This is a genomic window from Citrobacter freundii complex sp. CFNIH4 (assembly GCF_002934505.1).
Taxonomy (GTDB): Bacteria; Pseudomonadota; Gammaproteobacteria; order Enterobacterales; family Enterobacteriaceae; genus Citrobacter; species Citrobacter freundii.
Genome location: NZ_CP026231.1, coordinates 349,772 through 372,463, shown reverse-complemented (window position 1 = coordinate 372,463; position 22,692 = coordinate 349,772). Strand labels below are relative to the sequence as shown.

Here is a 22,692-nt window from a genome sequence, read left to right as displayed (position 1 = left end):
CCTTAGCGAACCACGTTGATCTGCACATCGGCATAATGAACTGCGCCAGCCAGCTTACAGGCCACCTGGATTAACGGTGCTTTGCGCGCTTCGCGGTCGGCCTGCGCCTGTTCGGACAGCGGTTGCGCATACACGTAATAGCCTTTGGTCAGCGTATCGCCGGAATTCAGCTGTCCGATAGGGCCACCATTCCACACGCCAGCCGCTACCAGACCATTCGTGACGGACTGATCCATGGACTGTTCAACGTTGGAAAGCAGACGGGTCACACCGGCATCAGTCTGCGGAATTTTGGTGGTGCTGGTGTAAAGCAGGTTATAGAGGTTGGTCTGAACGTAGTTCTGCAACCAGTCGAGCCCGTGGCGCTCGTCGAAGAAGTCGCCGTTCGCCATGACACCCTGTTGCAGGATCGCCGTGTCGTTGGCGTAGTACACGAACACGTTCGCATTCTTCGCATCCACAGCCGCCGCCTGGCCTACCGTCAGCGTTTCGTAGGTTACGCTTGGTTCCTGTTTGAATTTCAGGGTAATGGTGGTATTGCTGCCGTTGAAATTGACAGTAAACGCGCGACCGAAAGCTGAAACCGCCGCATAAGGGCTGCTGGTGGAATACTGAATAAAGGTCCGGGAATACTTGCCAGCCTTTAATTTTGACGCAACATCGGTCGTCGAGGTCGTATTGATAATCTCGGCATCGGCAGAGGTTACCCCGAAAATGCGGCTCAGACTGGACGCTTCGATGAGTTTAGCAACCTCAATCACGTCGTCAGCATCAAGCACATCACCGCCATCAGCAACATCATCAGCGACAACCAGCCCATACCAGTTGGTATATTGCAGGCAGGCATTAACAGCTTGCACGATGGTTTCCACGCTTCCACCTTCGGAAGAGGTCAGCGTCTTCGCCCAGCGGCCAACATAAACCTGCGTCGGCTTCGGCGACTGGCTGAAAAATACCTGCGCCGCTTTATATTCCGGGCTGTCGACTCCGAAGTCTTCGCCAATGTCCTCAACGGAAGCATAAAGGCGAATGCGCTCCTGCACCGGAATGACAGTGGAAGAACCGAGGATCAGCAGCGCGCCGAAGTTACGACCAGTAGCCGCTTTCGGCGAGATGATCACATCAACGTTTACAACGTTGGATACAGGTAAGCCCTGCGTCATAGTTTATTCTCCAAAAAAGGTGACTGGCGCTTCCACCAGCGATTTGATGCCGTACTCGCGCACAACCTTCCGGCGCAGGCGAACCGTCATGTCGTAGCGGCGAACCCATTGCTGGTTGATAAGCTCGGGGAAAGGGGTCAGACCGGTATAGTCGCCCAGGGATAAACCGAGCGCGTTCAGCTCAGCATTATTTTGCGGGACAGATATGCCATCGCGAAAACGGGACGCATAAGACATACCAGCCGGGCCATAGAACGACGCCATGCACTCGAACGTTTCATGCCGCCAGAGCTGAGCGCCCTCATCGGTCTGATTGGTGAATGCAGGACTGTTATCAATGGGCCACCCGGTAACGCCGAACGCGCACCAGTTCGTTTCAACTGACGGTAGTGATGGCTGTTCTTTCTGCCAGCGCGGGCGAACCATCCCAGCTGGCAAGCCGGAAACGTTGCGCATCCACTGGCTTAACAGCCTGTCGAGCGCTTCGTCATAATCCGGATCGCCGCTGGTGGGTGTCAGCCAGCCACGCTCTGTGCTGGTGTTATTGCTCAACGGGAGTACCCCCATCAAACGGCAATAGTTCGCAATGTGCCTGGACGAAGCCAGCACCGTAAGCCGTATACGGATCGACGAATGTCACACGATAATCACGGTTCTGATACGTCACGATATCGGCATCACGGCCAGTCTGCCCCTGTGTCAGCCGCTCAGTTGTCACGATAAGAATCGCGCCGCTGATAACCTGCCCGGCCTGCATGCGGCGGTTTTCCAGAGAGCGGTCAACGGTAACAACCCCGGCAAACTGCGTTTTAACTTCGCTGTCACTGCCGATCCCGTCCTCGTCCACCGTTTGCGCGCGACGCGTTACCCACAGGTTGAAGTCGCAAAAATCGGGGTCAAAAAGTACGTCCGTCACATCAAGATTCGGCATCTTTATCCCTCACAACATGAGTTATCGCGGCAAGATATTTACCTGTATCGTAAAGAGGCTTAGCCAAAGTGGTGCCTGGGGATTCGCCAGCAGCCCGTCGCGCAAGTTCCGCTTTCGCACCTTTGCGACCACGGCGCGCGCGTGCTTCAACGGTGCTATCTGCAAGCGGAGTAAAATCGGCAGCTTTGATGTAATTTTTCACACCTCTTGCTGCCACTGTACCTGCACGGTTGAGAGCTCTTTCCGCACCCGCCGCATTACCATCAAGCGCAGCCTGCGCCGCTGCTTTGAGCTGCGGCACTGTCTGTTCCTCTACCGATTTAACGCCGGGGATCAGGTGCGGGCGTGGGGGGATGTTTTGCGCTGGTGAGCCGTATTCGTTGACGTAACCGATCCCGGCATTACCAAACGGAACATCCTCACGCTCGCTGTCTTCTTCAGGAATGCCGACCAGCACATCCTTTTTGGTTAGCGACCTGAGCGCATCCAGAATGGCCTGAGCGTTATCCACCCTCGTTGTTACACCGCTTTTGAAACTCATAGCTGGCGACCGCCCGCACCGAACATCGTGATCAGCTGATAAAATTCAGCGCCGTATCGGGTGTTATTCCAGAAGCCAGCGTCAGGGTTTAGCGTCGCGCTGGTGTCATAGCTGACGCTTACCTTGTCAACGGACTTGGAGGACTGCACACCATTGGTTGAACCGCCCGGGCCGCCAACCAGCATTGCCCGGCTATCTGCCGCCCATAGCGTCATGTAGTGAGCCACGAACAACTCGGCAAAATACGGAAACAACTCTTTGCCGGTGACGTTTTCGCTCAGCAGCACATCGGCCAGATTCAGACGAAACTGGATTTGTGCTTCTGGATATTTGGCAGGGTCAACAAACTGCGGGAAGTCGCGGCGAAAATCACTTACTGTTGGCAGGCTTTGATTCTTTGGCATCTTTCGCCCCATTACCGCCAGTCTGGGCGGCAGCAATCTGCGCTTGCAGGCTGTCGTTCTGCTCTTGCAGCTTGAGCAGCGCTTCTTTCAGGTCGGCAATCAGCTGATCTTTATCGACAATCTGCTTATCTTTGTCGGCAATCTGCGCTTGCAGGCTGTCGATAACGGGTTGCAGATCATTGGTGTCGCTAATCACGCTTTCGGAAAGCTCAGAATGCGCCCGGGTGAACCAGTGCGACGCGACCTCTTCCGGTACGTTATGCCGTCCCCGGCCAAACTCCTGTTTTGACTGATCGCCGAGCGTCAGCGTAAACGGGGTGTGAACATGGATGGTAACCAGCTTTTCTTTCGCCATTTTCAGTTTCCTTCTGGCCCCTTTCGGGGCCGTTCTGGTTATCAGATACCGTCCACGTAGGATAGGGTTTCTTTGTACACTGGCTCAACCGCACCGAGCTTGCCGTAGTAGGTCGCAATCTGGTACAGACCGCGATACTGGATAGGAACGCTCTGCAACGGCACCAGCGGATAGCGCACGTATTTCTTGTCGTTGGTGTAGGCGACCATACGGTCTTTACCGCCAACCCCGCGCCCTTTCAGCCATTTAACCGCTTTGATTTCCAGCGGAACGCCGTTCTGGTGGAAAGCGATAGTGTTCACAGCCAGATAGGTCAGCAGCGACTGGTTACCCGCTTCGGAAACCTTACGGCTCGCCAGCAGTGAATACTGTTCTGGCGGAATGCGCAGATCAGAAGGCACGACGGAATAACCGGAAGCTGCCCAGGCATTCGACAGAATGCTGTTCACACTATCGAGGATCTCGTCGTTAGTGGAGTTCGCCCAGGTCTTCGGCGCGTTGTTCAGCGTCACACCAATGAGGTTTGCCAGACCTTTCAGTCCGAGCGCATCATCGCCGATGTAAACCTGCTCGTCGTTGTCCATCTGCCATTTGAGCTGCATACCGTCGTACTTCTGGGTATCAATCGGGCGGCCTACCTGCTGAGCTGCTGCCAGCTCTACAACGGTCCAGCCCAGTTCCATGCCCCAGAGGTTCAGCGGATTGCCGTCTCTGCCGATATCAACGTTCACGCCAGCAATAGCAGTGGAGTCTTTGCCTACCCAGTTTTTACCGTTCGGATTTGCGCCAGTTCCCGCCGCGCCAAAGCTGGTGTTAGTCCAGCTGGAAATGTCATCTGCGATAGAAACGTCTTCACGCAGCTGAATATCGCGGGTCCAGGTGTAACCCACCAGCGGCAGGTTCAGCGTCTGGTCGAGTCGCTCCAGCTCCCCGATGAGAAAGGCACCAGAGCTATCAACGGTTGCCTGATCAAAAGTAATCATTCGTCTGTTCCTTAAATCTTCCAGGAGATTTCTGCATTGCCGTTAGCGTCACCGGCCCCTGTGAATTCGGCGTTGGTCAGCGCCACGTTTTTGCCACTGACGGACGTGGACATGAAGCCGCCCAGCGGCACGTCAATGGTTGAATCGAGCGAAACAACCACGTAGACAGGCGCGCCTTTTTTGATGGTACTGGCATCGAATCCAGATCCGAGGTTAACGGTCATGTAGCCACGCTTCATGGCGTCGCCCGGGAAGTTCTTATCCGTCCCCACCTGGCGAACCATGTCTGGCTGCGATGTGGTTGGATACGGACGAACGTAGATACCCTTCACCTTGTCGGCGGTGTCACCGTCCGCCAGCGGCACGAAAAAGCCGTCAGCGTCGTATTTTCCAGCCAGACCATAGGCAGCGAAGGCGTTAGCGGATTTAAGGATCACCGGTTCGACGGTTAAGTCCTGCGGGCGAGAGATAGCCCCGGCAATGCCAACAGGCATCCGGTACAGATATGCAGTCATTGGATTATCCTTTGCGGCTAGACCAGAAGTCGGCGTTTTGTTTGTTCAGGGAAGCGATGCTGGTCATGCCCATATTTTGGCGTTGTGCATCGCCCGTGGTGCTGCTGGTGTTTCGCCCTTTGGCAATCTCAGACACGGCGTTAAATGCCATATCGACCGATTGCTTAGGCAATTTGCGGATATCAGCATCACCGACAACCTGGCGAACCAGTGTTTTGTCAGCGGCAGCCAGCACATCACGTTTGAACGCGGTCGGTTTCACCTTACGGCTCAGATCGATACCCGGGACGATAACTTCGGCACGATAGGCAGAGTCACCGGTAATCGTGGTTTCCTCTTCGTCGTCCTCGCCGTCGCCGGTCGCATTTCCTTCCAGCTTAGCCAGCAGGGCTTTGAGCAAGGTTTTGATATCGTCCTCGCCGTCGCCGGTTGGCTCTCCACCCATCTCCGGCTTTTTGTCCGGCAATGGTTGCTGCGGTGAAAGGTTAATGTTGAGGTTAACGCCGCTCGGCAGATCCCCTTCATCACCCGTTACCGCCGCTGGCGCAGAGTCCAGCAGTTCGTTCATGGTGTCAGCGTCACCCGTTTTGATGGCCGTGCGCATGCGGGTCCACCAGCTTTTCTTTTGATTTGCCATTGTGTCTCTGTCTCCAATTGCACAACGATTTCCGGCTCTGCCTTTAGGGACAAGAGCCACATGGTTTCCGGTAATATCGACCTGTTCGGCTTTACCAGGCTCGGTCTGCTCGTACTCCGCGTCATAGCCGCACGACACTTCGCGCAGACCATCTTCGATCAGCTGAATGGCGCTTTCGTCTTTGACGATAAGGTCAGCCAGCATCAAATCAGACTGATCACCAGTCCCACGCCGCACGTTCTGAAGATGCCCGACAGCAAGCTCTTTCCAGTTCTCGGGATTTACCAGCCGCACATTCCCGTTTTCATCTTCAGGATGCAGGATCGTGATGCTCATCCCTTCGAATGAGGCGAGCGTGGCCGGATGGAATACCTGCTCAGGAGAGCGCGTTACGACTATCTCACCGAGCTTATCGGGTTTGAGGTTTGGCAGATCGGCAGCGCCGTAGAGCTGTTTACCCGTTCGACCTATCGGCACGTCTTTGCACAACAGAGAGCCGTCAGCCAGCTGATAGCGGGTTTCACCCAGCCGGGTATTGAAAAAATATTTCATGGTTTACCTGCGATTCAGGCGAGATAAGAATGAGGTTTGGGGAAGACGATTTCTTTGTAACAGCGGCAGTTCGGGAGCTCACCAGCGTGACCGGTCATGCCGTCAAGCGTTGGAGGTCGGCCCCATTCGACAAACTTCCCTTCCATCTCCCGATGAGAATGTCTGACGTCGCCATCTTCGGCTGTACGCCAGATATAACCATTTGAACCGATAGACAGCGCACGCGCCTGATCCAGCGCGCCGGTTGCGCGTCCAAGCTCGGTACGTGCGATAAGGTTCGCTCGCGAGCGTGACACGTCACCTGATGCCGCTATCTCTTTCGCGAATGGCTCAGCGCGTCCACCAGTCACAACGGCCTCGATGGCTTTGTTCTGAATGTCATACACCCGATCGGCGGCCTCAAGAGGCAGCGATTTGATGTACTTAATTTGCTCGGCGACGATGGATTTCATCACCTGGCCTACCGGGGCGCGGTCAACCATGTTGCGCAGCTCTGCGCTGATGTTCCGGCTGTGCTGACGCCACTGCTTTTCATTCTGGCGCGCTATGTCTGCGGTGAAGTTCTCAGCTACCTTCGTCGCCCAGGGGGTGATGATTTCGCTGTAGCGCTCCAGCGCATCCATTATTTCGGTGACGCTATCGTTTGAACCATCGTAGCGCCCATTTACGATATCCCCGACCGCCCGCGCTATCTGCCGTAGGCTCGTTCGATATCGGATCTCCGCCTGGCGACTCTGGCGGTTTGTCGCCAAGTTCGCCGATGCCTGGCGGCGCTTCGTCTTCGGCATTCTCTATGTCCTCGTCGGTAATGGATGCCCCGATGCCGGTGACGTCAGAGTTTTCGCGCAGGTCGGTCATCGCCGCCTTACGCGTCATCAATCCGTCGCCCAGCGCGGTGCTGATCGCGTTGGCGGTGTTTACGGCCACCGTTGAGCGGTCAACGTCAGACATTTGCCATAGCGGGTTAAACTCAAACGTGAAATCGTCCGGCAGCGGCTTACCTAGATCCGAGCGGTGCATAATGTCCAGTATCCGGCGCATCGGCAGCCGTAAGCGGCGCTCCTGCAATGAGCTCACCCGGTCGTAATAGTTGGCGAGGTCTGCGTCACCAGTAGAGAAGCCTTTCGGGGATTGACCGAACAGTCGCACCAGCGGGATACCAACGGCACCGCTGATCTGCTCAGCAAACTGCGAAAGAATGTCATCCAGACCACTAAAGCTGTACTGGTGGGTTTCGAACTTATCCCGCGAGTCCATGAGCGTCATACCTTCATTGCTCTGGAGCTGGCGGATCAGGTCGATGTTCTTCAGCAACGCTTCGAACGCCGGGCCTCCAAGCGCGATAAGCTCGCGCAACTTCTCCACGCTATAGGTACGCAGATGCGCTTTATAGACCAGCTGCGCCGCGCCGACAGTAGCGCTATCGAACGCAGTAAGCCGATCCCAGATACGCTCTACAACCGACATTCCCCATTCGTTTTCGGTCATCTTCTGCTGGAATGGCAGCGTGACGCCATCAAAGCGGATCAGGCGGCTGTGATGGATGCGCCAGGCCGGAATGCCCGTTGCGGTGGTCACCACGTCGTAAAACTCAGGCTTGCCGAGGTCCGGCCCCATCTCTTTAATGCGGCGTGTCAGCACCGGGTTAATCATCCAGCGGTCGAGCGGGAGAATGCCCTTAAACTTGCCTTCTCCAATGGTTTCGAGCCGCAGCGGGGTCATTGGTGCCTGCCCCTCAATCATGATGAAGCCAACCGCGCCGCCGTAGAGACGCGACCATTTCAGCACGTCGTTCAGCGCATCCCAGATCTGCAACTCATCCAGCTGCGCTTCGAGGGTGCCACGGTCTTTGGCGTCAATCTCCGAGGTGATGCGAATGCCTTTGCGGGTCATATCGTCCGGGATAGCGTCGACCGCTTCGCCGATAACCCACGATCCGCGATATGACCATTCCACCAGCATGCGGTTGCGGCTGGTGAAGTTCGCCCGGTAGGTCGATGCTGAGTGCTGGTTAGGCGTCTGCATCCCCACGCGGGCGACAAAGTTTTCATAGCCATCAGCGGTGGCCTGCGCCGTTCGCTGAGAGGCTTGCTTGTTTCGTGCCATCAGGCCTGTCTCCCTAGCAGCTCCCAGATGTTCAGGGCTGAATTCATTGGCGCGTAGCTGATCATCACCGAGTCGGCGAGGTTCGGCGACTTGGTGCCGTCAGGCTGTTTATCAACAACGATTTTCCCCACACCGTTAATGGAATAGGTCGGTTGCGACAGCTCGATGATGAGTTTGTCTTTGCTCGCCATGGCGCTGCTGATTGAGATAATTTCGTCCGGGTTGTAGGCCATTCCCTCAACCACGGCGCGATAGGTGTTCTGGAAAAGCTTGCGTAATTGCCACCAGCTCTGGGCCTTGGCGTTAGCAAAGAAGTCCTTGTTCAGGCGGGCGGCCTGTCCGTTGTCGCCGCGCACCGCTTCGTCGTCCGGATCAAACACCGCGCCGCTACCGCGAAACGGTGTGGCGAGTATTGACGGTCGGCGCGCAGCGTTACGCAGTTCGTTGATGGCACGCGCATCGCCGCGAACGCCAGCGCCCAGACCATCCTCGTCGAAGCGAAACTCTTCGAGGTTGTCCTGTTCGCAAAAGCCGAAGACCTTCTCAACGGACTGGTAAATGTCGCTGCCCACGCCGGACCATTCCCGCACGTTCTCCAGGAGGAAACCGTGACGGGTCGAAAAGGCGTTTTTGTCCCGGCCTTCGTCGGCGACGTCCATCGCGCCCAGTCGTTTGCCCGTTGGCTGAATACCCAGCTTGATATGCGCGTCGACGGCAGCCTGTACCCAGTCGGACGGGATCAGGACGCCTTCCGCTGATGCGCTGTAGTTCAGGTCAAGTTCCTGCGCCACCACCACCGGATTGTCGATTTTCTCGCATTCCCTGCGATACCACTCTTCATCCTTGCGCGGGTCATTTCGCCAGTGGAATGTGAATACCGGTATCTTCCCGCCGTGACGCTTCTGCGCGAACGGGTTCGCCATGCCGTTAACCGAACTCAGGTCGATACGGCAGCGGGTGGTTTGCGACAGCGCCGCATCAATCAGCAGAGGACGCTGGAGGAATGCAGCCTCATCCACCAGGTAGAGCGTGGTACGGTCACCACGTCCGATATTGTCGCCAGCCTCGCCTTTGATGACCGCGCCAGTATCGGGAAACTCAACGCGCATGTAGGGCGCGTGCTTCTTCTCGTCCCACGAACCGCGAAACTCGACGGGCAGCGTTTCCACGAACTTGCGCGCCTTCCAGAACAGCGCTTTCGGGTCACCGGTGCTGTCGACGTATTCCTCTTTACGGGAGCCGAAGCCGATAACCATTTCTTTGTTGAACAGGCAGAGCGAGCAGGCCAGGCCGATCGCCGTCCAGCTGAGCCCCATTTCGCGGCTCTTTTCGGTGATGCCGTTCTCCAGCTTTTCGCGCCGCTCCATGATCCAGTGAATCCACTCTTCCTGTTTCGGGAACAGCAGAAAAGGGATGGTGACCGGCAGGCCATAATCGATGTTACGCGGGTCAGTAGTCATACCCCAGTCGATGATGAACTGTGCCGGGTTGGTGCGGTAAAACTGTTTTAGTGCTGGCAGCATTTCAGGGTTCTGGCGAATGCGCTGTAAGCGCTCCATCCGCCATTCAAAAACCATCTGGTAATCAGGTTTTCTGAAATCGAATTCAAACGGGAGAGGCATGATCACCCCATCATCTTGCGGTAAATCTCTGCGGCCTGATCTGCGGTGAGGTTGGTCGTCTCGGTTTTGATCGGGCCGCCATCCTTGCCGGTGCTTTCAACCTTCAGCTTATTGGTGTAAGCGTCGCCAACCTCTTTCGCGGCCTGTTCAATCAGCTGCGCCGTCAGGGAGAAGTTTTTCATCCCCTCGGTTTTGGTTGCCATGCGGTCAAGCACGCGGAGGCGATAGGATTTGTTCGCGATCGGAATGTCGCTGGTTTCGGTCAGGAACCGTTCGCGCGTCGCGTGGAACATCTCGATCCACTTTTTAGCGAGCGTCTTACCGCTGGCCTTCGTGGGGTCGTGAGATTCAGCCTGCTGGCGGGTGATCTTGATCCCGAATTCTTTATGGACAGCCTCGACCACCTGCGATGGCGTGTCATAGCACGCAAGCGACTGAATGATGAAGGCTTTCACATCAGGTTTTAATGCAGCCATAAATCACCATTCGTCTTATACAGTCCAGTATTTAAGCCAGTCGCAGCATGCACGTCCCGCACGCTCTGGCAATATCGAGATGAGCAACCTCCGCTGGCTGATTCGCCGCATCAATCATTTCCTGCACGTCCCGGCTCGCGCCGTAACGGCGAACCACGCCCACAAACTCTTCCACGTCATGGCCGCGCAGCTTCAGCTTTGGCTGCCCTTCCTGCGTGAACTTCGGCGCACCAAATTCATCTGTCGCCTGGCAGATGTGATAAAGCTCGTGCTCTATCAGCGCGCAGAATTCCAGATCGGAACATTGCGAACAGTAATCGGCGGCCAGCGTGATGATGAACTGCGGCACCCTGCCGAACCATTCATACATCTGCTGCTCCATCCGCGCTTTCTGCCAGCCTCCTGCCCGCATTGCCACTTCTTCCGCCTGCCCAAGCACGGAGCGCCCTTTCTTCTCGAAAGCGTTCGATGCCCAGAGAAAGCACAGATCCGCTTCAAGCAAATGCTGGTGGTCAGGGTTGTAGAGGTCACCCTCATCGCTCAGGATGTGCTGATTCAGCCACTCGCCAACGTCATTAGCGGGCATAATGCTGATGTACGGCTTCGGGTCAGGTGGCATCGTAAAATGCGCTGGCGGGTGAGGTCTGTTCATGAATAATTCCAGTGCTCCATTATCGAAGCCCCTCAGTGAAGGGCTTCTGTAATGCCGCGATCAGCCAATAAGTAATTCCGGCTGCGTTACCTGCATGATGTGCTCATGTTCGAGCTCCAGGACGCGCTTCTCTTTCTTCCGCTCGTTCATCAAACGGCTTCCGATCGTGCCTTTCAGCTTTGAGCGCGTTTCTTTGATGGCGTAGCGATGCTGCAATTCTTCACCCATCGCCATGCGCCGGTTTAGCTGCTCGGCCATCCAGTTGAAGGCATTGATGTAACACTCCTTCACTGCGGCAGCTGTTTTGCCAGTGAATCCCATCACTAGCATCATGCATCCGTCGCGGGTGATGTTATACATAGGCTGAACATCGCCATTTTTATCAATGAAATCAATGGGCGCAAAATTGCGCTGGGTGAAGTCATCGGAGCATTTCAGGTTACGTATGGCACGCAAAACGTCTTTGTGTCGCTTGCCAAAGTAATCCGCCACCTTGAGTGATGTGGTGATTATCTTGTTGTCGAGGGTCGTGACCATTTCGCGGAAGTCGAAGGCCGGAATAACTGACGGATTATTCATAGCGTCTTTACCTTTTAGAAAGTGAGCCTGTCTCACAGAAAAGCCGCCCGAGAGAGGTCGCCACCTATAACGGCATTTCTCAGGCTCGCTTACTGAAAGGCTCTCGTTAATATGCGCGTGAGATGCGCGTTTACTGCGGACATAAAAAAGCCCCGCATCGCGAGGCTCATTAAATTGACTTTGTGATTTGCAAAAAAATTATTTCAGGCATTGCGTCCTGATGTATTCCTGCAGGTAGTTAACCTGCGCGGTTATCCTGTCGATTCCACTTCGGAGACGGTAATAATTGAGTTCAGCATCTGCTGTAAGTCTTGGGCTTTCTCCATCGCCCATGCTGCTGGCTCCGGTCGTTGACTTTGCACAGGTGGCGGCGACTTGCAGCCGCTTACGGCCAGCAATGACATCGCTATGCAGACGCTCAATGGTTTCTTTCGCATCAGCCAGTTCTCCGGTGTATTTGGCATCCAGTGCAGCGACATCACGCTGGCGGGTCTGCATGTCTTTAATGGTGGCGGTCGCCAGGAGGAGTTTCTCAGTGGCCTTATCGCGCTGGTCTCTGTAAGTGATGGCGTTGTCGCGGTAGTGGTTCACGAAGAAAGCCAGTGCGCCGATTAACGCCAGCACCAGCAACTGCAGCCAGTAACGCTTAACCAGTGCGCTAATCATGACAGGAACAGAGCTCGCTCTGCCTTGCGGCGATTCGTGAGCCCCGGCATCACCTTTCCGCCTGATTTATTCCAGCGCAGAAATTCATCTGCCGCGCCTTTTATATCGCCAGCATTCAGCTTTTTCAGCAGTGTAGATGTGGAAAGAGCACGCGACCCAACGTTGTAAGCGAACGACACCAGTGCGTCGAACTGGCCTTGTGTCAGCTTCACCCTGACAACTTTCAGCACGTCATTCTCATAACCAACAAGCCCTGTTTTCAGAAGCCTGTCAGCGGTTTGCTGGTCGATAGTCATACCGCGCTTTACTGGCTTTCCGTCAACCGGATGGGTCCAGCCATAGCCGATGGTCCACGGCGCATCTCCCGTTCCGGGGTCGGGGTAAGCAGTCAGCCGACAACCTTCAAATTTTTTTATCAGAGCAATTCCGTCAGGACTGGTTTGCATCGTCAACTCCCGCCTTTTTTGCTGCAAGTTTTTTAATAAGATTGCCGATCGAATCGGTGCCGATGTATCCAATAAAGACGCTGGCTATGTAGGCGAGGTTGCTGCTCAGGCCGATAAAGTCCAGAAGGTCACGAACGAACCAGGCAATCATCGCGCACATCAGCGCATCAATTAGCGTTTTTGTTACCGCGCCGCCGTTATAGCGACCACGCAGATACGCCATGATAAAAGCCAGCATTGCACCAATACCCTGCTCCTTGGCGGCAAGTAGCGCAGCGATGAAATCTTGTTTGTATGGCATTTTCATAGGCCTCACCTCCGATTTTCCGGATGGTGCTGTGTGTGTTTGTAGGGGAAAGGCCGTCAGACTCTGATTGCTACATGGCATCTGAAAATGATATCTGCGGCCTGCAATAAAAAAGCCCACGGCGCGGTGGGCAATAGAGGGTAGTGCGTTGAGCTTTTGCTCTTATGGTCCTGGTAGGTATTTGGCGGGACAGGAAGGATTCGAACCTTCGACCAATCGGTTAACAGCCGATCTCACAACCTCTGTGCTTCTGACCCTGAATGCAAAAAGCCCCTGCATTTCTGCAAGGGCTTAAATGTGGTTCACACCGCTCCGCGCAAGGCATCTCCGCTGGTGGGTAAGCTCTTTCGCCTTTGACGTCCGAGCATATCTGAATTATGCAGTTTCAAAACTCGTTTTCAAGTCTTTTTCGCAAGTTTTTGCATTTTCGAAGCCTAATTCATCTTTTAGCGTGAAGAAGACAGCAGAGTTGAACAACTCAATACACCAGCGCACACGGTCAATACATTGCTTTTCGGTCAGAAACGGCGCGTAGTAATACTGCATCCATCGTGCCATGCCATTGATGGTTTTCCGCCAGGTGTAATAGTCCTTCCCTATCTCATACACGGGATTACCCGGCTTGAAGGACTTCAGGATGATAGCCTCCATGAATGCAGCTTCCTCCTGATCCCCGGCATTGCCAATCAGGTCAGAAAGTGATTTCTTCGGCCAAATGATGGCTTTCGCCTGCTCAAACAACGCATCGCCGGTATAGCCAATTTTACGCAGACCAGACAGCACGGTAGCGATCCGCTCCTGCTGCTCGCCAGTCCAGCCGGTCAATATCATTGACCACATACCACCGCCACCAGAAAGGTGCTCTGTTCCGCTGCCCCCGTACATACCGCCCCAGTGGTTCAGCAACGAACGAACCCAACGGCTTTGCGATGGTGTCAGTCGGCGGTATTTCCCCAGGTAAGATCTGCGTGGTGCTGCTGCCAGCATCACCCAGGCGTTTTGCGGGTTGGTACGCTCAACAGACGCTTTCTGGTAATTGTTAATGTCGTTGCGTGTCATTGTCCGTTCTCCCGAATGATGATCTGGCCTTTTTCTCCCCATAGCTTTGTAATGCGACAATCCCAGACGCTGGAATCATCATCAAACAGGGCATCCATCAGTGCTTTAAGCATGTTGTCGCAGTCTGGTTTTGACTTGTGCGGTTTGCCGTTGAATTGTTCTCGCTTCTTTTTGCTCCAGCTCGGGGGCATTGGCATAACGAAAGTGACGTGCGCGCCGGACTCCGGCAGGTGGATTTTGCGCAGGCGAGCTTCATCGCAGAACGCGCGGTAACGCATGACCTCTGGGCGTGTTTTCCATTTGTCTGCGCGGGTTTGTCTTGGCTTAGGTACAGGGGTAATCTCATAAATCACTTGCATATGATCGCCCCATCAAGCTTCAAGCCTCGACGAATTCTTGCGTGTACTGTGTCCGGCTTCATGCCTACAGCTCTCGCATACTCACTGGCTGATATTTTTTGACCATCAAACATTACAAAGACGGTATTTCTTTTATTATTTTGTTGGCTGCGATTCGTAACCCATCTAATGTTTCCGGGCTCGTAGTTCCCATTGGTGTCAATCCTGTCAAGACTGTAACCATCTGGGCGAGGACCGACGTATTTGAAGAATTCTTCAAAACTCTCTACCCACTCTTTACAGACAGTGATCCCCCTACCTCCATAATTTGAATAAGACCTTACATTCGGATTAGAACACCTGTTTTTCATATCAATCCACGCTCGGTATTCCGGCGTGTTTTTCATCCCATGCTTAGCCTTGAAGCGCCCAGAGCCACCCATATTTTTAAGTGCGTTATCGCTAAGCAATCGTCCAGTTTTGTCAATTTTCATGCTGGCACCACCAGCCCAAGGCGGGCGATCTGGATAACGGTCAGAACGATAGCGCGGTCCATAAGCTGGCGACGTTCGTCGCGCGATAGCTTGCTCCCGTTGTCGATGCTGTCGTGGCAGCAAACGCAGATCGCCGCCGTGGCGCAATCATCAGCTTTCAGGCCCATGCCTTTGCCTTCGTTGCGATGTGCTACCTGCGTCCCCCACGAACCGCATAACACGCACTGCTCGATCTGCCCGACAGCCGCGAGCCATTTTTTGCTGCGGTAGGTTCTCTGACTGGGGTTATTTCGCATTGCTTTCCCCCCAGCGCTTTGCCCATTCGATTTCATTGCGGGATTGTTCGCTGAAAGTGACTCCCTGCTGGGTGCCGAACCAGTAAATCGTCTCGATGACTTCGACCATCTGGGGGATGGTCATTTTGCTGGTGCGCTTGCCGAACATCACTACGCCGCCGTCAAGGCCGGGGGCCATTCGCTGTTCCTGCTTTTTGGTCTTCGCCACCAGCGCGGTGATGAGGTCTTTCCAGTCGTCGGAATCGTATTTATTACCGAACCAGAGAACCTGGTCGGAAAGGTCTTTCAGGAGCGGCCACATCTTGCGATTTTGAATAGCGGTGCGCGTCGACTCTTTGACGTCGAGAATAAGCGGGCGCTTGCTGTCGACCGGCAACTGACGAATGTAGTTGATAGCGTTCTGCTTAACGATTTCGTTAACGAGGTGGAATTGTTGGCTCACGCGTCACCCCCGAAGAGGTTAAGCGACAGATACGACAAATCGCTGACGTCGGATAACGTCAGGCGATTGTGTTTAAGCTGGTGGTGCTGCGCCATGGTGTTCTCCGTGGCGCGAATGTCCGGGTGTCAGTTGTTCAGGCTGACAGGGATATTATGGCTGGGCATTGTGGCAAAAGCAATTTAACGCCGACAAAAAAAGCCTCCGAGGAGGCTTGTATATTATTGATTATATTGTGACATGTCACAGAGCAAGTTTTGTTTCGTGCCAGCCACGCGTAACCCAGCATTGCGAATCACCGTCGCACGGACACGACTTAACCGGCAGCGCATCGCCGCATTTACCGCAGCGGTTCGCGCTGATCGACTTGATACGACCACGAACGCGGGCATCGTCCTGGCGGATCAGCATCGCGACGTATTCGCTCATTTCATACGGCGCTCGCCCTGGGCGGCGGGCGGCACAATTGCGCTCCAGCATCTCCAGTTCCTGTGTATCAAGTATGAGCTCAAATTTACGCCCACCAGCAGCGGCTTGCCGGGCGCGCTGGGCAGCTTTGCGTTCGGCGGCGGTTTTAGCCATTATCCGGCCCCTTTGGCTTGTGGATGCGAATAGTCATACCGCTTTCAGTGGTGACCACCATGGCATTCCCCGGCTGGATATCCCCAAGGTTAAACGCCTCGTAAAAGGAATCCAAAGCCAGCAATTTCTCATCCTTACGATTCCACCACCGCCAGCCTTTACGAAGTGCTACGCCGAAAATCCATTGCCCAGCCTTGTAAGCCATAAAAAACCAGATGAGCACCACCTGAAAGAGGACAATCCAGTCAATAATCGTATATTTCGCGAAAGCGTCCATCACTTCCCCTCCTGCCTGGTAACTGCTGGAAATGGCATCCAGTGAGATACCAAAATGGAGTGAGAATGTTTCTCTAATGCCCAAACAAATTCACCGTAATCGGTTAGGTATCCAGTTACTGGTTCAGCCACATCGGGACCGAACAATGCGACAGTCTCACCAGTCTGAGGCATCCGATCACCTACTGGAATCCAACCATCCGGGATTACCGGAGAATTGCCAGGCTCCTTGATGTGTAATCGCGGCTCTCCGTCCTTCGGTTCAGGCCACTGGCGCGCCATGTTCACTTTCAGCTTTTCTTCCATCGCTGCTGTGATTTCGCCGTCAGAGATACCGGCACGCCGCTGGGCATCCCACAAGAGGAATTGGAGATCCGCCCACTCGGATAAATCATCTGGTGCTGCGGCGGCCTCCAGCGCTTCTTTCGCCAGGTGTTTTAGCGGACCGACAGGGCCAACATCTCCAAAGGTTTCCAGTGACCATGCAGCGTGCCGATCACGTATCAACCTGCGTAATTGCGCCGATGATGCTGACTCGCCGATATTGATGGTAATGCGTGGTTGCATAGGCGGCACCTTTGGCCCTTTTGCTGGTGGAAATTTATCAGCCATCAGTATTCTCCCCAGCTATATTCTGATGCAATCGGCCCCGGCTGGTTGGCAGCGAGGAATATATCGCTATCCGGCAGTTTTTCGACCTTACAGCGATATCCCTCGGAAATGATCCCGGCCTCACGAAGACCAGCGAGGCACATACGCGCTGTCTCTTCTGCGAGATGGATCTTGCTAATCTGGTGAGTTTTTCGGCGAACAAATGCCTGCAACGCCTCTTCTTTGGTGTAATGGTAACTGGAGCGATCAGCGCCTTTTAAGCAGCGTTTAACATGGTGTTTCTGGTTGGTTCGTTGCCCACCAGCACGGTATTGAATAAGCTGCTCATTGGTCATGTACGGCATATCTTCGACGTGCCAGAAAGTCTTGTCTGTCTCGCGGATGATTACGCGCTTCCACAAAGTGACGATCGGGCGGCCTTCGCTGTCGTTCCCGTCGTAGTAGCGATAGCAGTATTTTTTGCCTTCGGTGATTCTGTTCATGCGGCACCTTCCTGAATAACAAGACCTTTCGATTCAATGCGCTTATGACGCTCCCAAAACCACTGGTGGAGTTCCATCAACTCTTTGTCGAGTGGCGCGTATTCGCGGTCAAAATAGGCCTGAGCGTCTTTCTCGTCCTCGCTAGGTAGCTCACCGGGACCAAGCAGGGTGTTAAAAATCCATGCCATCCCGTTCTTGGCGTCGCCGGTGATGCGCCAGTCTATAACAGCAGCTTGCATCACAAGCAGGTTCTTACCGAACATCCGATCAAGCTCTTTGAAGCGATTGCAAATGTACTCGTTCTCGTCTTTCAGCTCGGCATTCTGCTTTTCTGCGTCAGCCAACACATCAGCGCGAGCACGCTGTACATCCAGCTGCGTCGCCAGTTCACGCACCAGCGCGGCAGACTCAGCGCAATGCAGCTCTTTCGCCAGCGCATGTCCGGCAGCTACGAGTTCTTTGGTTTTGTTGGTCATACCGCGTTCTCCTGATGAATAATTTCCAGATCCAGCTTTTGAGCCAGAGCGTGTTCCGCTTTTGCGCCTGCTGAGCTCTGCCAGCCTGACAACAGGAAAATGCCGTCAGCGCAGCGAAGCATCGCGAGACAAATATCCATGTACTCTGGCTGACTCAGGCCATCAGGAAGCGTCGCGGGGTTTAACACCACATGGCCTTCCGAAGCCAAGCGCATAGCCTCAAAATGGAACGCAGGGCGGTTAAATTTCGGGATACCGGTCATTGGCCCAGCAATGTAAATTTTCATCAAAATTCCCTCTTTTTGTTGGGTCTGGCATCATTCGCGCGGCGTTTCTGCTCAGCGGCAGCCTGGTCACAGTCGTAGATCGCACCGTTGCGCTGGTCGCAATAAACAACGCCGGTCGGGCCGTGGCGGTTCAGGCGCAACAGCAATTCGGTAGCCGCCTGATCTGCGTTTTCGTCGTATGCACCTTCGCGGTAGATTCCGATCCAGTAATCACAATCCTGCTCAATCTGCCCGGTATCGCGGGAATCACTCGGCATCGGGCGTTTGTTGGTGCGCTTCTCCAGATCGCGGTTCAGCTGGGTAAGCAGCACCACGATGCAGTTCAGTTCCTTCGCCAGGTTCTTCAGCCCCTTCGTGATAATCCCGTAGGCCAGGTCGTTACGGTCGGCCTTGTCGGCAGCCATCAGGGTCAGGTAATCCACCAGCACCATGCCGACAGCGCCGCGTTCGCGTTTAATGCGACGCGATTCTGCAACGATGTGCGCCAGCGTTATCCCGGGCGTGTCGTCGACGTACAGATTTCCGGTCTGGGCCAGACGTCCACCAGCAGCAAAAGCCATTGCCACTTGCGCGTCGTCGTACCGATCGCCATAAAACACGTCGGTATTCACGCGGCTGACCTGCCCGATCATGCGCTCCACGATCTGCTTATCCGGCATCTCAAGGCTGAACATCAGCGCGGGGAGCTGCTCAACTTCGGCACAGTTGACGGCCAGCTGGCTATACAGCGTGGTTTTACCCATCTTCGGACGTGCGCCGATCACCATCAGAGCGCCTTTAACCAGCCCTTTCGGTTGTAGCAGTTCATCCAGCGAGCCGATCCCCGTCGACAGTCCACGCGTTGCGTCTGAGTCGCTCCAGCGCGCTTCCACCTCGTCCACCCAGTCGCCCATCACTTCCGAGAACTCGCGGAGCCCTCGACGATTACCGGTTTTCGCGTAGTCAGCGATATCGGTGAACAGGGTCTGAATAGCGTCAAACTTCTGGCTGGTGGTCATCCCGTTGCGGGAATACAGCAGCTCGGTGGCGCTGGTCAGCTTGTCGATGCCGTAGCGCTCCATGGCTTTCTCGCGCACCAGCATGGCGTAGTGAACGATGTTCGCCGCGCTGGGGGTGTTTTTGGATATTTCGGCCATGTAAGCGAAGCCACCAGCCTGCTCGCCAAGCCCTTTCGACTCCAGCGACTCAATCAGGGTGATCAGGTCGATAGGCTTCTGGTTGGCTACCAGCTCCCGCATCTCGGCGAAAATAACCTGGTGGGGGCGGATGTAGAACGATTCTGGTTTGAGCATCGACATGGCGGTCTGGCAGCGATCGCTACCGCTATCCAGCATCATGCCGCCCAACACACTTTGTTCGGCTTCGATGTTCTGAGGGATCATGTTCATGTCGGTCATAGCGCCTTCTCCCTGGTTTTCAGCAGGGTGTCAGAGCGCAACAGATAATCGAAACTGGCGCGCCAGCCTCTGTCGTTCTCACCGAAGTAAAATTTTGGTGCTCGTTCAGCGAACGCGGCGAAGTAATTCTCCACAGCCTCGACAGTTGGCTCTTTCAGTTCGGTCAGCAGGCGTTTGATAGCACGGCGACGTTTGTCGTTTAGTGCCTCTGCCTGGGGAAGGCGGTCTCCCAGGGTGGTGTTGTATGCAGACAGCACCGCCTGGTAGTCGATCTGAGTTTTCTTAGAGACAGGTTTTTCTTCCTGCCCGATACACTCCCCCTCTGGGGGTTGGGGGGTATTGTTTATTGTCTTTTGTATATTGTCTTTTGTGGTTAGCAGATCCTGCTTAGTTTCAAAAGCAGATTCTGCTAAGGTTTCGCCATCATCCTTAGCACCTTCCGCTAATGTTTCCTTAGCACTTTCCGCTAAGGTTTTATTAGCAACTTCCGCTAAAGAATCCTTAGCAGGTTTAGCTAATGTTTTGCAGAATCCGTTAATCTTTGTTTTCCACTCGATGGTGCTGGTATTCATACCCACGCTACGCCCCTCCTGGACCAAGACTTTTTTGGCAACAAGCTGATTTTTTGCTGTCGAACAGTGTGTGTGATGCTTGGCAATCATCTGCTCAAGCTGGTCATTGCTAACCCAGTCCATCTTCTTGTTGTAGCCATACGTCTTGCGCCAAACAGCGAGGACGACACACAGCTCTGTTTCGCTTAGTCCGGATGCCATGACAGCATCGAGAAGCTCATTAGCAACACGAGTAAAACCATCTTCCAGCTGCGCCACGCGATGCTCCACGACCTCCAGCGGCGGCCTGTAGTCTGCTAACTTAACGACGCCCATTTTTCACTCCCGATGTAGCCAGAGCCAGACGGATCACGCCAACAAGACGTTCAGCGAACGCTCTGTTTTTTGACGCGGCGACCACCAGCCCATCAGGAGAATCCTGAAGGCGTCGTTCCTCATTTTCCTGGTACTTTTTGCGCTTTGGCATTAGAATTGACCTCGCAATTTACTCACGTTTGTTGCACCTGAAAGCCGTTGCTGTCTCACCAGCGCGGCTTTCGCCTTTTCAGAACAGGCCCGGCTGGGCGTTCCGTTTAACTTTTCGCTTCTCAAAGCGGTCAGCAGGTAACTGCTGCTTCTCCGCCCACAGCTTTGCGTGCCGTAAAACATCATCAAAAATCTTCCCCTTTCTGCTTGCCTGGCTCATGCGCTTGTACATGTCGATAGCCTGGAATGCCCCCCCTGAGCCACTCCCAGAGAGAAACCGAGCTTCAGCAGTTCTTCACGAACATGCTTTTCGATGAATTCGATATGGTTCATGGCTTAATCCCATCCCAGAGCATCAGGTCTAGCCCGTTCAGCCTTAAGCCCAGCATCAGCAAGAATTTCAACAGCGGTTAAGTAATTTCTGGATACCAGCACCGCTCCCGGTGGCGCAGCCTGAATACCCAGAAAGGCCAGCTCTTTCGCCATGGTGCTGAAATGCCCCTCAGCTTTGCGCCTGCTGGCTGTCGACTCGCTGATGCCCATATGCTCGGCGTAAGACTTCTGGCCCACTGATGCAAGCCGGTTGAGCAGGACGCTTTCGATCTCAACCGGATTGATAACTGGCGGGTCTAACTTTCGTGCGATTGCGTTCTCCATGGGTGATAATCCTCATAAAGTGAGTTACGCCACTGGTTTGACTAAATGGCGTGGTTATTTGGATGTGGGAAAATGGATGGAAGATCAGGCCGAAATTCGTATGCCTGAATCTCTCCGTTAACGGCATTAACAAGGTCTGGGACATGAACAGGAGAAATACGCTTCTTCCCGTTCAACCAATCACAGATCGTTGATTGGGCCTTTCCACAGCGTTTAGCTAACTCTTTCTGACTACCGACAAGGGCAATCGCTTTTTCTACTGCGGGGTTCTTCATAATCACCTCAGCTATCATTTTAAAGCGATTATGAATATCACTTTAGCGATTGTCAATCGCCTATGCGATTCTTTGCCAAACAATCGCCTTGGCGATACTATTTAAAGAGGACTTAAAAAGAGGCTTTTATGGGATTCTCAGAACGCTTAGGGCACGCAATGGACGTCGCTGGATACACGCAGGCTAGGCTGGCGAAAGATGTAGGCATGGCTCAGTCCAGCGTAAATAAGTTACTTAAAGGTGCGAACGGCTCACGAAAAACAGTAGAGATCGCATCTGTTCTGGGTGTGCGTCCTGAATGGCTTTCAACGGGGCAAGGTGAGATGTTGGAATCTGGCATTCGCGAAGCAAACACGCTATACCAAATTAAACCAGTTATGAATGAGGTTTACCGCGTGGATGTGCTTGACGTTAAGGCCAGCGCCGGTCCTGGCTCGCTAGTTACCAGTGATTTTATCGAAACCATAAGAGCAATCGAATACACAACTGAACAGGCTCGCGCACTTTTCGGAAACCGCCCCGCAGATAATGTAAAAGTTATCACTGTTAACGGCGACAGCATGGATGGAACCATCTCACCAGGAGATCAAATTTTTGTTGATACTGGCGTGACTTATTTTGATGGTGATGGCGTTTACGTATTTGTGTTCGGAAAAACTCTGCACGTCAAAAGACTTCAGATGCAAAGAGATCGGCTTGCTGTCATCTCAGACAACCCTATCTACGAGAAATGGTATGTTGAGTCAGAAGACGAAGATCAGTTCTACGTAATGGCTAAAGTGTTACTAAGACAATCAATAGAGTACAAGCGCTTCGCATAAACCCGGCTTGCCGGGTTTTTTATTGTCCCTGACCTGATTAAAATCCCCCCAATCCCTTCGCTAATGTCATTTCATCGCACATTTCCCAATCAAATAAATAACCTTATAAATCATAAAATTATCGCTTTAGCTAAATAAATTATCGTTTAGGCGATTGACTCAAATAATCGCTTTAGCTATTGTTAGCTCATCCAAACAACGCATTCAAACGCGAATGCCCGGGTAAAAG

General features: G+C 53.9%; 36 protein-coding genes and 1 tRNA gene. 1 reads left to right on the top strand and 36 read right to left on the bottom strand.

Translation table 11 applies throughout. The features are described from left to right. Positions 1-2: 2 nt before the first annotated feature. The 36 genes from C2U41_RS01890 to C2U41_RS01725 all read right to left on the bottom strand — a co-directional run bounded on the left by C2U41_RS01890 (position 3) and on the right by C2U41_RS01725 (position 21,642). Positions 3-1,163, bottom strand: a complete 1,161-nt coding sequence (locus C2U41_RS01890) for a DUF3383 family protein (RefSeq protein ID WP_103849104.1) — start codon at positions 1,161-1,163, stop codon at positions 3-5. 3 nt (positions 1,164-1,166) lie between these two features. After that, positions 1,167-1,715, bottom strand: a complete 549-nt coding sequence (locus C2U41_RS01885; RefSeq protein ID WP_422647630.1) for a phage neck terminator protein — start codon at positions 1,713-1,715, stop codon at positions 1,167-1,169. Further along, positions 1,705-2,094, bottom strand: coding sequence for a hypothetical protein (locus C2U41_RS01880; RefSeq protein ID WP_045356294.1), 390 nt, complete (start codon positions 2,092-2,094; stop codon positions 1,705-1,707). The genes C2U41_RS01885 and C2U41_RS01880 overlap by 11 nt, the downstream gene beginning before the upstream one ends. After that, positions 2,081-2,635, bottom strand: a complete 555-nt coding sequence (locus C2U41_RS01875) for a hypothetical protein (protein ID WP_103849103.1) — start codon at positions 2,633-2,635, stop codon at positions 2,081-2,083. The genes C2U41_RS01880 and C2U41_RS01875 overlap by 14 nt, the downstream gene beginning before the upstream one ends. Beyond that, positions 2,632-3,039: a DUF4054 domain-containing protein gene (locus C2U41_RS01870; RefSeq protein WP_103849102.1), complete on the bottom strand. Its 408-nt coding sequence runs from the start codon at positions 3,037-3,039 to the stop codon at positions 2,632-2,634. Before C2U41_RS01870 ends, C2U41_RS01875 begins: the two co-directional genes overlap by 4 nt. Continuing rightward, positions 3,005-3,394, bottom strand: coding sequence for an STY1053 family phage-associated protein (locus tag C2U41_RS01865; protein WP_103849101.1), 390 nt, complete (start codon positions 3,392-3,394; stop codon positions 3,005-3,007). Before C2U41_RS01865 ends, C2U41_RS01870 begins: the two co-directional genes overlap by 35 nt. Before the next feature lie 41 nt (positions 3,395-3,435). Beyond that, positions 3,436-4,377, bottom strand: a complete 942-nt coding sequence (locus C2U41_RS01860) for a DUF2184 domain-containing protein (RefSeq protein ID WP_103849100.1) — start codon at positions 4,375-4,377, stop codon at positions 3,436-3,438. 11 nt (positions 4,378-4,388) lie between these two features. Then, positions 4,389-4,892, bottom strand: coding sequence for a structural cement protein Gp24 (locus C2U41_RS01855; protein WP_006120173.1), 504 nt, complete (start codon positions 4,890-4,892; stop codon positions 4,389-4,391). Positions 4,893-4,896: 4 nt separating this feature from the next. After that, positions 4,897-6,081, bottom strand: coding sequence for a DUF2213 domain-containing protein (locus C2U41_RS01850; protein WP_103849099.1), 1,185 nt, complete (start codon positions 6,079-6,081; stop codon positions 4,897-4,899). Between the two features lie 14 nt (positions 6,082-6,095). After that, positions 6,096-6,704, bottom strand: coding sequence for a phage head morphogenesis protein (locus C2U41_RS01845; RefSeq protein ID WP_233901285.1), 609 nt, complete (start codon positions 6,702-6,704; stop codon positions 6,096-6,098). 13 nt (positions 6,705-6,717) lie between these two features. Continuing rightward, positions 6,718-8,187 (bottom strand): DUF1073 domain-containing protein, encoded by a 1,470-nt coding sequence (locus C2U41_RS01840; RefSeq protein WP_103849098.1) that lies wholly within the window; start codon positions 8,185-8,187, stop codon positions 6,718-6,720. After that, positions 8,187-9,809, bottom strand: coding sequence for a TerL protein (locus C2U41_RS01835; RefSeq protein ID WP_103849097.1), 1,623 nt, complete (start codon positions 9,807-9,809; stop codon positions 8,187-8,189). The genes C2U41_RS01840 and C2U41_RS01835 overlap by 1 nt, the downstream gene beginning before the upstream one ends. A gap of 2 nt (positions 9,810-9,811) precedes the next feature. Further along, entirely contained in the window at positions 9,812-10,285 is a 474-nt protein-coding gene (locus C2U41_RS01830; protein WP_047063822.1) for a DUF2280 domain-containing protein, read from the bottom strand. A gap of 31 nt (positions 10,286-10,316) precedes the next feature. Then, a complete protein-coding gene (locus C2U41_RS01825; protein WP_021241733.1) occupies positions 10,317-10,937 on the bottom strand; it encodes a putative metallopeptidase in 621 nt (206 codons plus the stop codon). 60 nt (positions 10,938-10,997) lie between these two features. Continuing rightward, positions 10,998-11,516 carry a Rha family transcriptional regulator gene (locus tag C2U41_RS01820; protein ID WP_001064347.1) on the bottom strand — a complete coding sequence of 173 codons (519 nt, stop codon included), beginning with the start codon at positions 11,514-11,516 and terminating at the stop codon, positions 10,998-11,000. 198 nt (positions 11,517-11,714) lie between these two features. Continuing rightward, the gene (locus tag C2U41_RS29455; RefSeq protein WP_001549455.1) at positions 11,715-12,182 is read right to left on the bottom strand and encodes a lysis protein; all 468 of its coding nucleotides are present in this window, start codon (positions 12,180-12,182) and stop codon (positions 11,715-11,717) included. Continuing rightward, positions 12,179-12,628 (bottom strand): lysozyme, encoded by a 450-nt coding sequence (locus tag C2U41_RS01810; protein WP_001195013.1) that lies wholly within the window; start codon positions 12,626-12,628, stop codon positions 12,179-12,181. The genes C2U41_RS29455 and C2U41_RS01810 overlap by 4 nt, the downstream gene beginning before the upstream one ends. Continuing rightward, entirely contained in the window at positions 12,612-12,935 is a 324-nt protein-coding gene (locus tag C2U41_RS01805; protein WP_000783764.1) for a phage holin, lambda family, read from the bottom strand. Before C2U41_RS01805 ends, C2U41_RS01810 begins: the two co-directional genes overlap by 17 nt. A gap of 182 nt (positions 12,936-13,117) precedes the next feature. Then, positions 13,118-13,192 (bottom strand) — tRNA-Asn (locus C2U41_RS01800). A gap of 118 nt (positions 13,193-13,310) precedes the next feature. Next, positions 13,311-13,994, bottom strand: a complete 684-nt coding sequence (locus C2U41_RS01795) for a hypothetical protein (RefSeq protein ID WP_103849096.1) — start codon at positions 13,992-13,994, stop codon at positions 13,311-13,313. After that, complete coding sequence (locus C2U41_RS01790) at positions 13,991-14,353, bottom strand: RusA family crossover junction endodeoxyribonuclease (protein WP_103849095.1); 363 nt, start codon at positions 14,351-14,353, stop codon at positions 13,991-13,993. Before C2U41_RS01790 ends, C2U41_RS01795 begins: the two co-directional genes overlap by 4 nt. Next, positions 14,344-14,826 (bottom strand): AsnC family protein, encoded by a 483-nt coding sequence (locus C2U41_RS01785; RefSeq protein WP_052674422.1) that lies wholly within the window; start codon positions 14,824-14,826, stop codon positions 14,344-14,346. The genes C2U41_RS01790 and C2U41_RS01785 overlap by 10 nt, the downstream gene beginning before the upstream one ends. Next, positions 14,823-15,122, bottom strand: a complete 300-nt coding sequence (locus tag C2U41_RS01780) for a DUF1364 family protein (RefSeq protein ID WP_044702921.1) — start codon at positions 15,120-15,122, stop codon at positions 14,823-14,825. Before C2U41_RS01780 ends, C2U41_RS01785 begins: the two co-directional genes overlap by 4 nt. After that, a complete protein-coding gene (locus C2U41_RS01775) occupies positions 15,112-15,564 on the bottom strand; it encodes a recombination protein NinB (protein WP_103849094.1) in 453 nt (150 codons plus the stop codon). Before C2U41_RS01775 ends, C2U41_RS01780 begins: the two co-directional genes overlap by 11 nt. Positions 15,565-15,804: 240 nt before the next feature. Continuing rightward, positions 15,805-16,143: a hypothetical protein gene (locus C2U41_RS01770; protein WP_103849093.1), complete on the bottom strand. Its 339-nt coding sequence runs from the start codon at positions 16,141-16,143 to the stop codon at positions 15,805-15,807. After that, a complete protein-coding gene (locus C2U41_RS01765; protein ID WP_103849092.1) occupies positions 16,136-16,420 on the bottom strand; it encodes a DUF4752 family protein in 285 nt (94 codons plus the stop codon). Before C2U41_RS01765 ends, C2U41_RS01770 begins: the two co-directional genes overlap by 8 nt. Then, positions 16,420-16,986: a dATP/dGTP pyrophosphohydrolase domain-containing protein gene (locus C2U41_RS01760; RefSeq protein ID WP_374755695.1), complete on the bottom strand. Its 567-nt coding sequence runs from the start codon at positions 16,984-16,986 to the stop codon at positions 16,420-16,422. Before C2U41_RS01760 ends, C2U41_RS01765 begins: the two co-directional genes overlap by 1 nt. Before the next feature lie 44 nt (positions 16,987-17,030). Next, positions 17,031-17,513 carry a hypothetical protein gene (locus tag C2U41_RS01755; protein WP_103849090.1) on the bottom strand — a complete coding sequence of 161 codons (483 nt, stop codon included), beginning with the start codon at positions 17,511-17,513 and terminating at the stop codon, positions 17,031-17,033. Then, a complete protein-coding gene (locus C2U41_RS01750) occupies positions 17,510-17,989 on the bottom strand; it encodes an ead/Ea22-like family protein (RefSeq protein WP_374755693.1) in 480 nt (159 codons plus the stop codon). The genes C2U41_RS01755 and C2U41_RS01750 overlap by 4 nt, the downstream gene beginning before the upstream one ends. Continuing rightward, the gene (locus C2U41_RS01745; RefSeq protein WP_103849089.1) at positions 17,986-18,276 is read right to left on the bottom strand and encodes a DUF4406 domain-containing protein; all 291 of its coding nucleotides are present in this window, start codon (positions 18,274-18,276) and stop codon (positions 17,986-17,988) included. Before C2U41_RS01745 ends, C2U41_RS01750 begins: the two co-directional genes overlap by 4 nt. After that, positions 18,276-19,673: a DnaB-like helicase C-terminal domain-containing protein gene (locus tag C2U41_RS01740; RefSeq protein ID WP_103849088.1), complete on the bottom strand. Its 1,398-nt coding sequence runs from the start codon at positions 19,671-19,673 to the stop codon at positions 18,276-18,278. The genes C2U41_RS01745 and C2U41_RS01740 overlap by 1 nt, the downstream gene beginning before the upstream one ends. Beyond that, positions 19,670-20,560: a replication protein gene (locus C2U41_RS01735; protein ID WP_103849087.1), complete on the bottom strand. Its 891-nt coding sequence runs from the start codon at positions 20,558-20,560 to the stop codon at positions 19,670-19,672. The genes C2U41_RS01740 and C2U41_RS01735 overlap by 4 nt, the downstream gene beginning before the upstream one ends. Continuing rightward, positions 20,547-20,711, bottom strand: coding sequence for a hypothetical protein (locus C2U41_RS29450; protein ID WP_021241755.1), 165 nt, complete (start codon positions 20,709-20,711; stop codon positions 20,547-20,549). Before C2U41_RS29450 ends, C2U41_RS01735 begins: the two co-directional genes overlap by 14 nt. Positions 20,712-20,789: 78 nt before the next feature. Continuing rightward, complete coding sequence (locus C2U41_RS29445; protein ID WP_000278093.1) at positions 20,790-20,942, bottom strand: hypothetical protein; 153 nt, start codon at positions 20,940-20,942, stop codon at positions 20,790-20,792. Positions 20,943-21,046: 104 nt separating this feature from the next. Beyond that, positions 21,047-21,367, bottom strand: a complete 321-nt coding sequence (locus C2U41_RS01730; RefSeq protein WP_103849086.1) for a CII family transcriptional regulator — start codon at positions 21,365-21,367, stop codon at positions 21,047-21,049. A gap of 41 nt (positions 21,368-21,408) precedes the next feature. After that, the gene (locus tag C2U41_RS01725; RefSeq protein ID WP_000795144.1) at positions 21,409-21,642 is read right to left on the bottom strand and encodes a transcriptional regulator; all 234 of its coding nucleotides are present in this window, start codon (positions 21,640-21,642) and stop codon (positions 21,409-21,411) included. 128 nt (positions 21,643-21,770) lie between these two features. Here C2U41_RS01725 and C2U41_RS01720 point away from each other — a divergent pair, with 128 nt between their 5' ends. Next, positions 21,771-22,463, top strand: coding sequence for an XRE family transcriptional regulator (locus C2U41_RS01720; RefSeq protein ID WP_044702929.1), 693 nt, complete (start codon positions 21,771-21,773; stop codon positions 22,461-22,463). Positions 22,464-22,692 lie beyond the last annotated feature (229 nt).

Bases quoted from the DNA above. Each gene is read 5' to 3' on its own strand.
- C2U41_RS01890 (WP_103849104.1), bottom strand. From the start codon at position 1,163: ATGACGCAGGGCTTACCTGTATCCAACGTTGTAAACGTTGATGTGATC.
- C2U41_RS01880 (WP_045356294.1), bottom strand. From the start codon at position 2,094: ATGCCGAATCTTGATGTGACGGACGTACTTTTTGACCCCGATTTTTGC.
- C2U41_RS01875 (WP_103849103.1), bottom strand. From the start codon at position 2,635: ATGAGTTTCAAAAGCGGTGTAACAACGAGGGTGGATAACGCTCAGGCC.
- C2U41_RS01870 (WP_103849102.1), bottom strand. From the start codon at position 3,039: ATGCCAAAGAATCAAAGCCTGCCAACAGTAAGTGATTTTCGCCGCGAC.
- C2U41_RS01865 (WP_103849101.1), bottom strand. From the start codon at position 3,394: ATGGCGAAAGAAAAGCTGGTTACCATCCATGTTCACACCCCGTTTACG.
- C2U41_RS01860 (WP_103849100.1), bottom strand. From the start codon at position 4,377: ATGATTACTTTTGATCAGGCAACCGTTGATAGCTCTGGTGCCTTTCTC.
- C2U41_RS01855 (WP_006120173.1), bottom strand. From the start codon at position 4,892: ATGACTGCATATCTGTACCGGATGCCTGTTGGCATTGCCGGGGCTATC.
- C2U41_RS01850 (WP_103849099.1), bottom strand. From the start codon at position 6,081: ATGAAATATTTTTTCAATACCCGGCTGGGTGAAACCCGCTATCAGCTG.
- C2U41_RS01845 (WP_233901285.1), bottom strand. From the start codon at position 6,704: ATGGATGCGCTGGAGCGCTACAGCGAAATCATCACCCCCTGGGCGACG.
- C2U41_RS01840 (WP_103849098.1), bottom strand. From the start codon at position 8,187: ATGGCACGAAACAAGCAAGCCTCTCAGCGAACGGCGCAGGCCACCGCT.
- C2U41_RS01835 (WP_103849097.1), bottom strand. From the start codon at position 9,809: ATGCCTCTCCCGTTTGAATTCGATTTCAGAAAACCTGATTACCAGATG.
- C2U41_RS01830 (WP_047063822.1), bottom strand. From the start codon at position 10,285: ATGGCTGCATTAAAACCTGATGTGAAAGCCTTCATCATTCAGTCGCTT.
- C2U41_RS01825 (WP_021241733.1), bottom strand. From the start codon at position 10,937: ATGAACAGACCTCACCCGCCAGCGCATTTTACGATGCCACCTGACCCG.
- C2U41_RS01820 (WP_001064347.1), bottom strand. From the start codon at position 11,516: ATGAATAATCCGTCAGTTATTCCGGCCTTCGACTTCCGCGAAATGGTC.
- C2U41_RS29455 (WP_001549455.1), bottom strand. From the start codon at position 12,182: ATGATTAGCGCACTGGTTAAGCGTTACTGGCTGCAGTTGCTGGTGCTG.
- C2U41_RS01810 (WP_001195013.1), bottom strand. From the start codon at position 12,628: ATGCAAACCAGTCCTGACGGAATTGCTCTGATAAAAAAATTTGAAGGT.
- C2U41_RS01805 (WP_000783764.1), bottom strand. From the start codon at position 12,935: ATGAAAATGCCATACAAACAAGATTTCATCGCTGCGCTACTTGCCGCC.
- C2U41_RS01795 (WP_103849096.1), bottom strand. From the start codon at position 13,994: ATGACACGCAACGACATTAACAATTACCAGAAAGCGTCTGTTGAGCGT.
- C2U41_RS01790 (WP_103849095.1), bottom strand. From the start codon at position 14,353: ATGCAAGTGATTTATGAGATTACCCCTGTACCTAAGCCAAGACAAACC.
- C2U41_RS01785 (WP_052674422.1), bottom strand. From the start codon at position 14,826: ATGAAAATTGACAAAACTGGACGATTGCTTAGCGATAACGCACTTAAA.
- C2U41_RS01780 (WP_044702921.1), bottom strand. From the start codon at position 15,122: ATGCGAAATAACCCCAGTCAGAGAACCTACCGCAGCAAAAAATGGCTC.
- C2U41_RS01770 (WP_103849093.1), bottom strand. From the start codon at position 16,143: ATGGCTAAAACCGCCGCCGAACGCAAAGCTGCCCAGCGCGCCCGGCAA.
- C2U41_RS01765 (WP_103849092.1), bottom strand. From the start codon at position 16,420: ATGGACGCTTTCGCGAAATATACGATTATTGACTGGATTGTCCTCTTT.
- C2U41_RS01760 (WP_374755695.1), bottom strand. From the start codon at position 16,986: ATGCAACCACGCATTACCATCAATATCGGCGAGTCAGCATCATCGGCG.
- C2U41_RS01755 (WP_103849090.1), bottom strand. From the start codon at position 17,513: ATGAACAGAATCACCGAAGGCAAAAAATACTGCTATCGCTACTACGAC.
- C2U41_RS01750 (WP_374755693.1), bottom strand. From the start codon at position 17,989: ATGACCAACAAAACCAAAGAACTCGTAGCTGCCGGACATGCGCTGGCG.
- C2U41_RS01745 (WP_103849089.1), bottom strand. From the start codon at position 18,276: ATGAAAATTTACATTGCTGGGCCAATGACCGGTATCCCGAAATTTAAC.
- C2U41_RS01740 (WP_103849088.1), bottom strand. From the start codon at position 19,673: ATGACCGACATGAACATGATCCCTCAGAACATCGAAGCCGAACAAAGT.
- C2U41_RS01735 (WP_103849087.1), bottom strand. From the start codon at position 20,560: ATGGGCGTCGTTAAGTTAGCAGACTACAGGCCGCCGCTGGAGGTCGTG.
- C2U41_RS29450 (WP_021241755.1), bottom strand. From the start codon at position 20,711: ATGCCAAAGCGCAAAAAGTACCAGGAAAATGAGGAACGACGCCTTCAG.
- C2U41_RS29445 (WP_000278093.1), bottom strand. From the start codon at position 20,942: ATGTACAAGCGCATGAGCCAGGCAAGCAGAAAGGGGAAGATTTTTGAT.
- C2U41_RS01730 (WP_103849086.1), bottom strand. From the start codon at position 21,367: ATGGAGAACGCAATCGCACGAAAGTTAGACCCGCCAGTTATCAATCCG.
- C2U41_RS01725 (WP_000795144.1), bottom strand. From the start codon at position 21,642: ATGAAGAACCCCGCAGTAGAAAAAGCGATTGCCCTTGTCGGTAGTCAG.
- C2U41_RS01720 (WP_044702929.1), top strand. From the start codon at position 21,771: ATGGGATTCTCAGAACGCTTAGGGCACGCAATGGACGTCGCTGGATAC.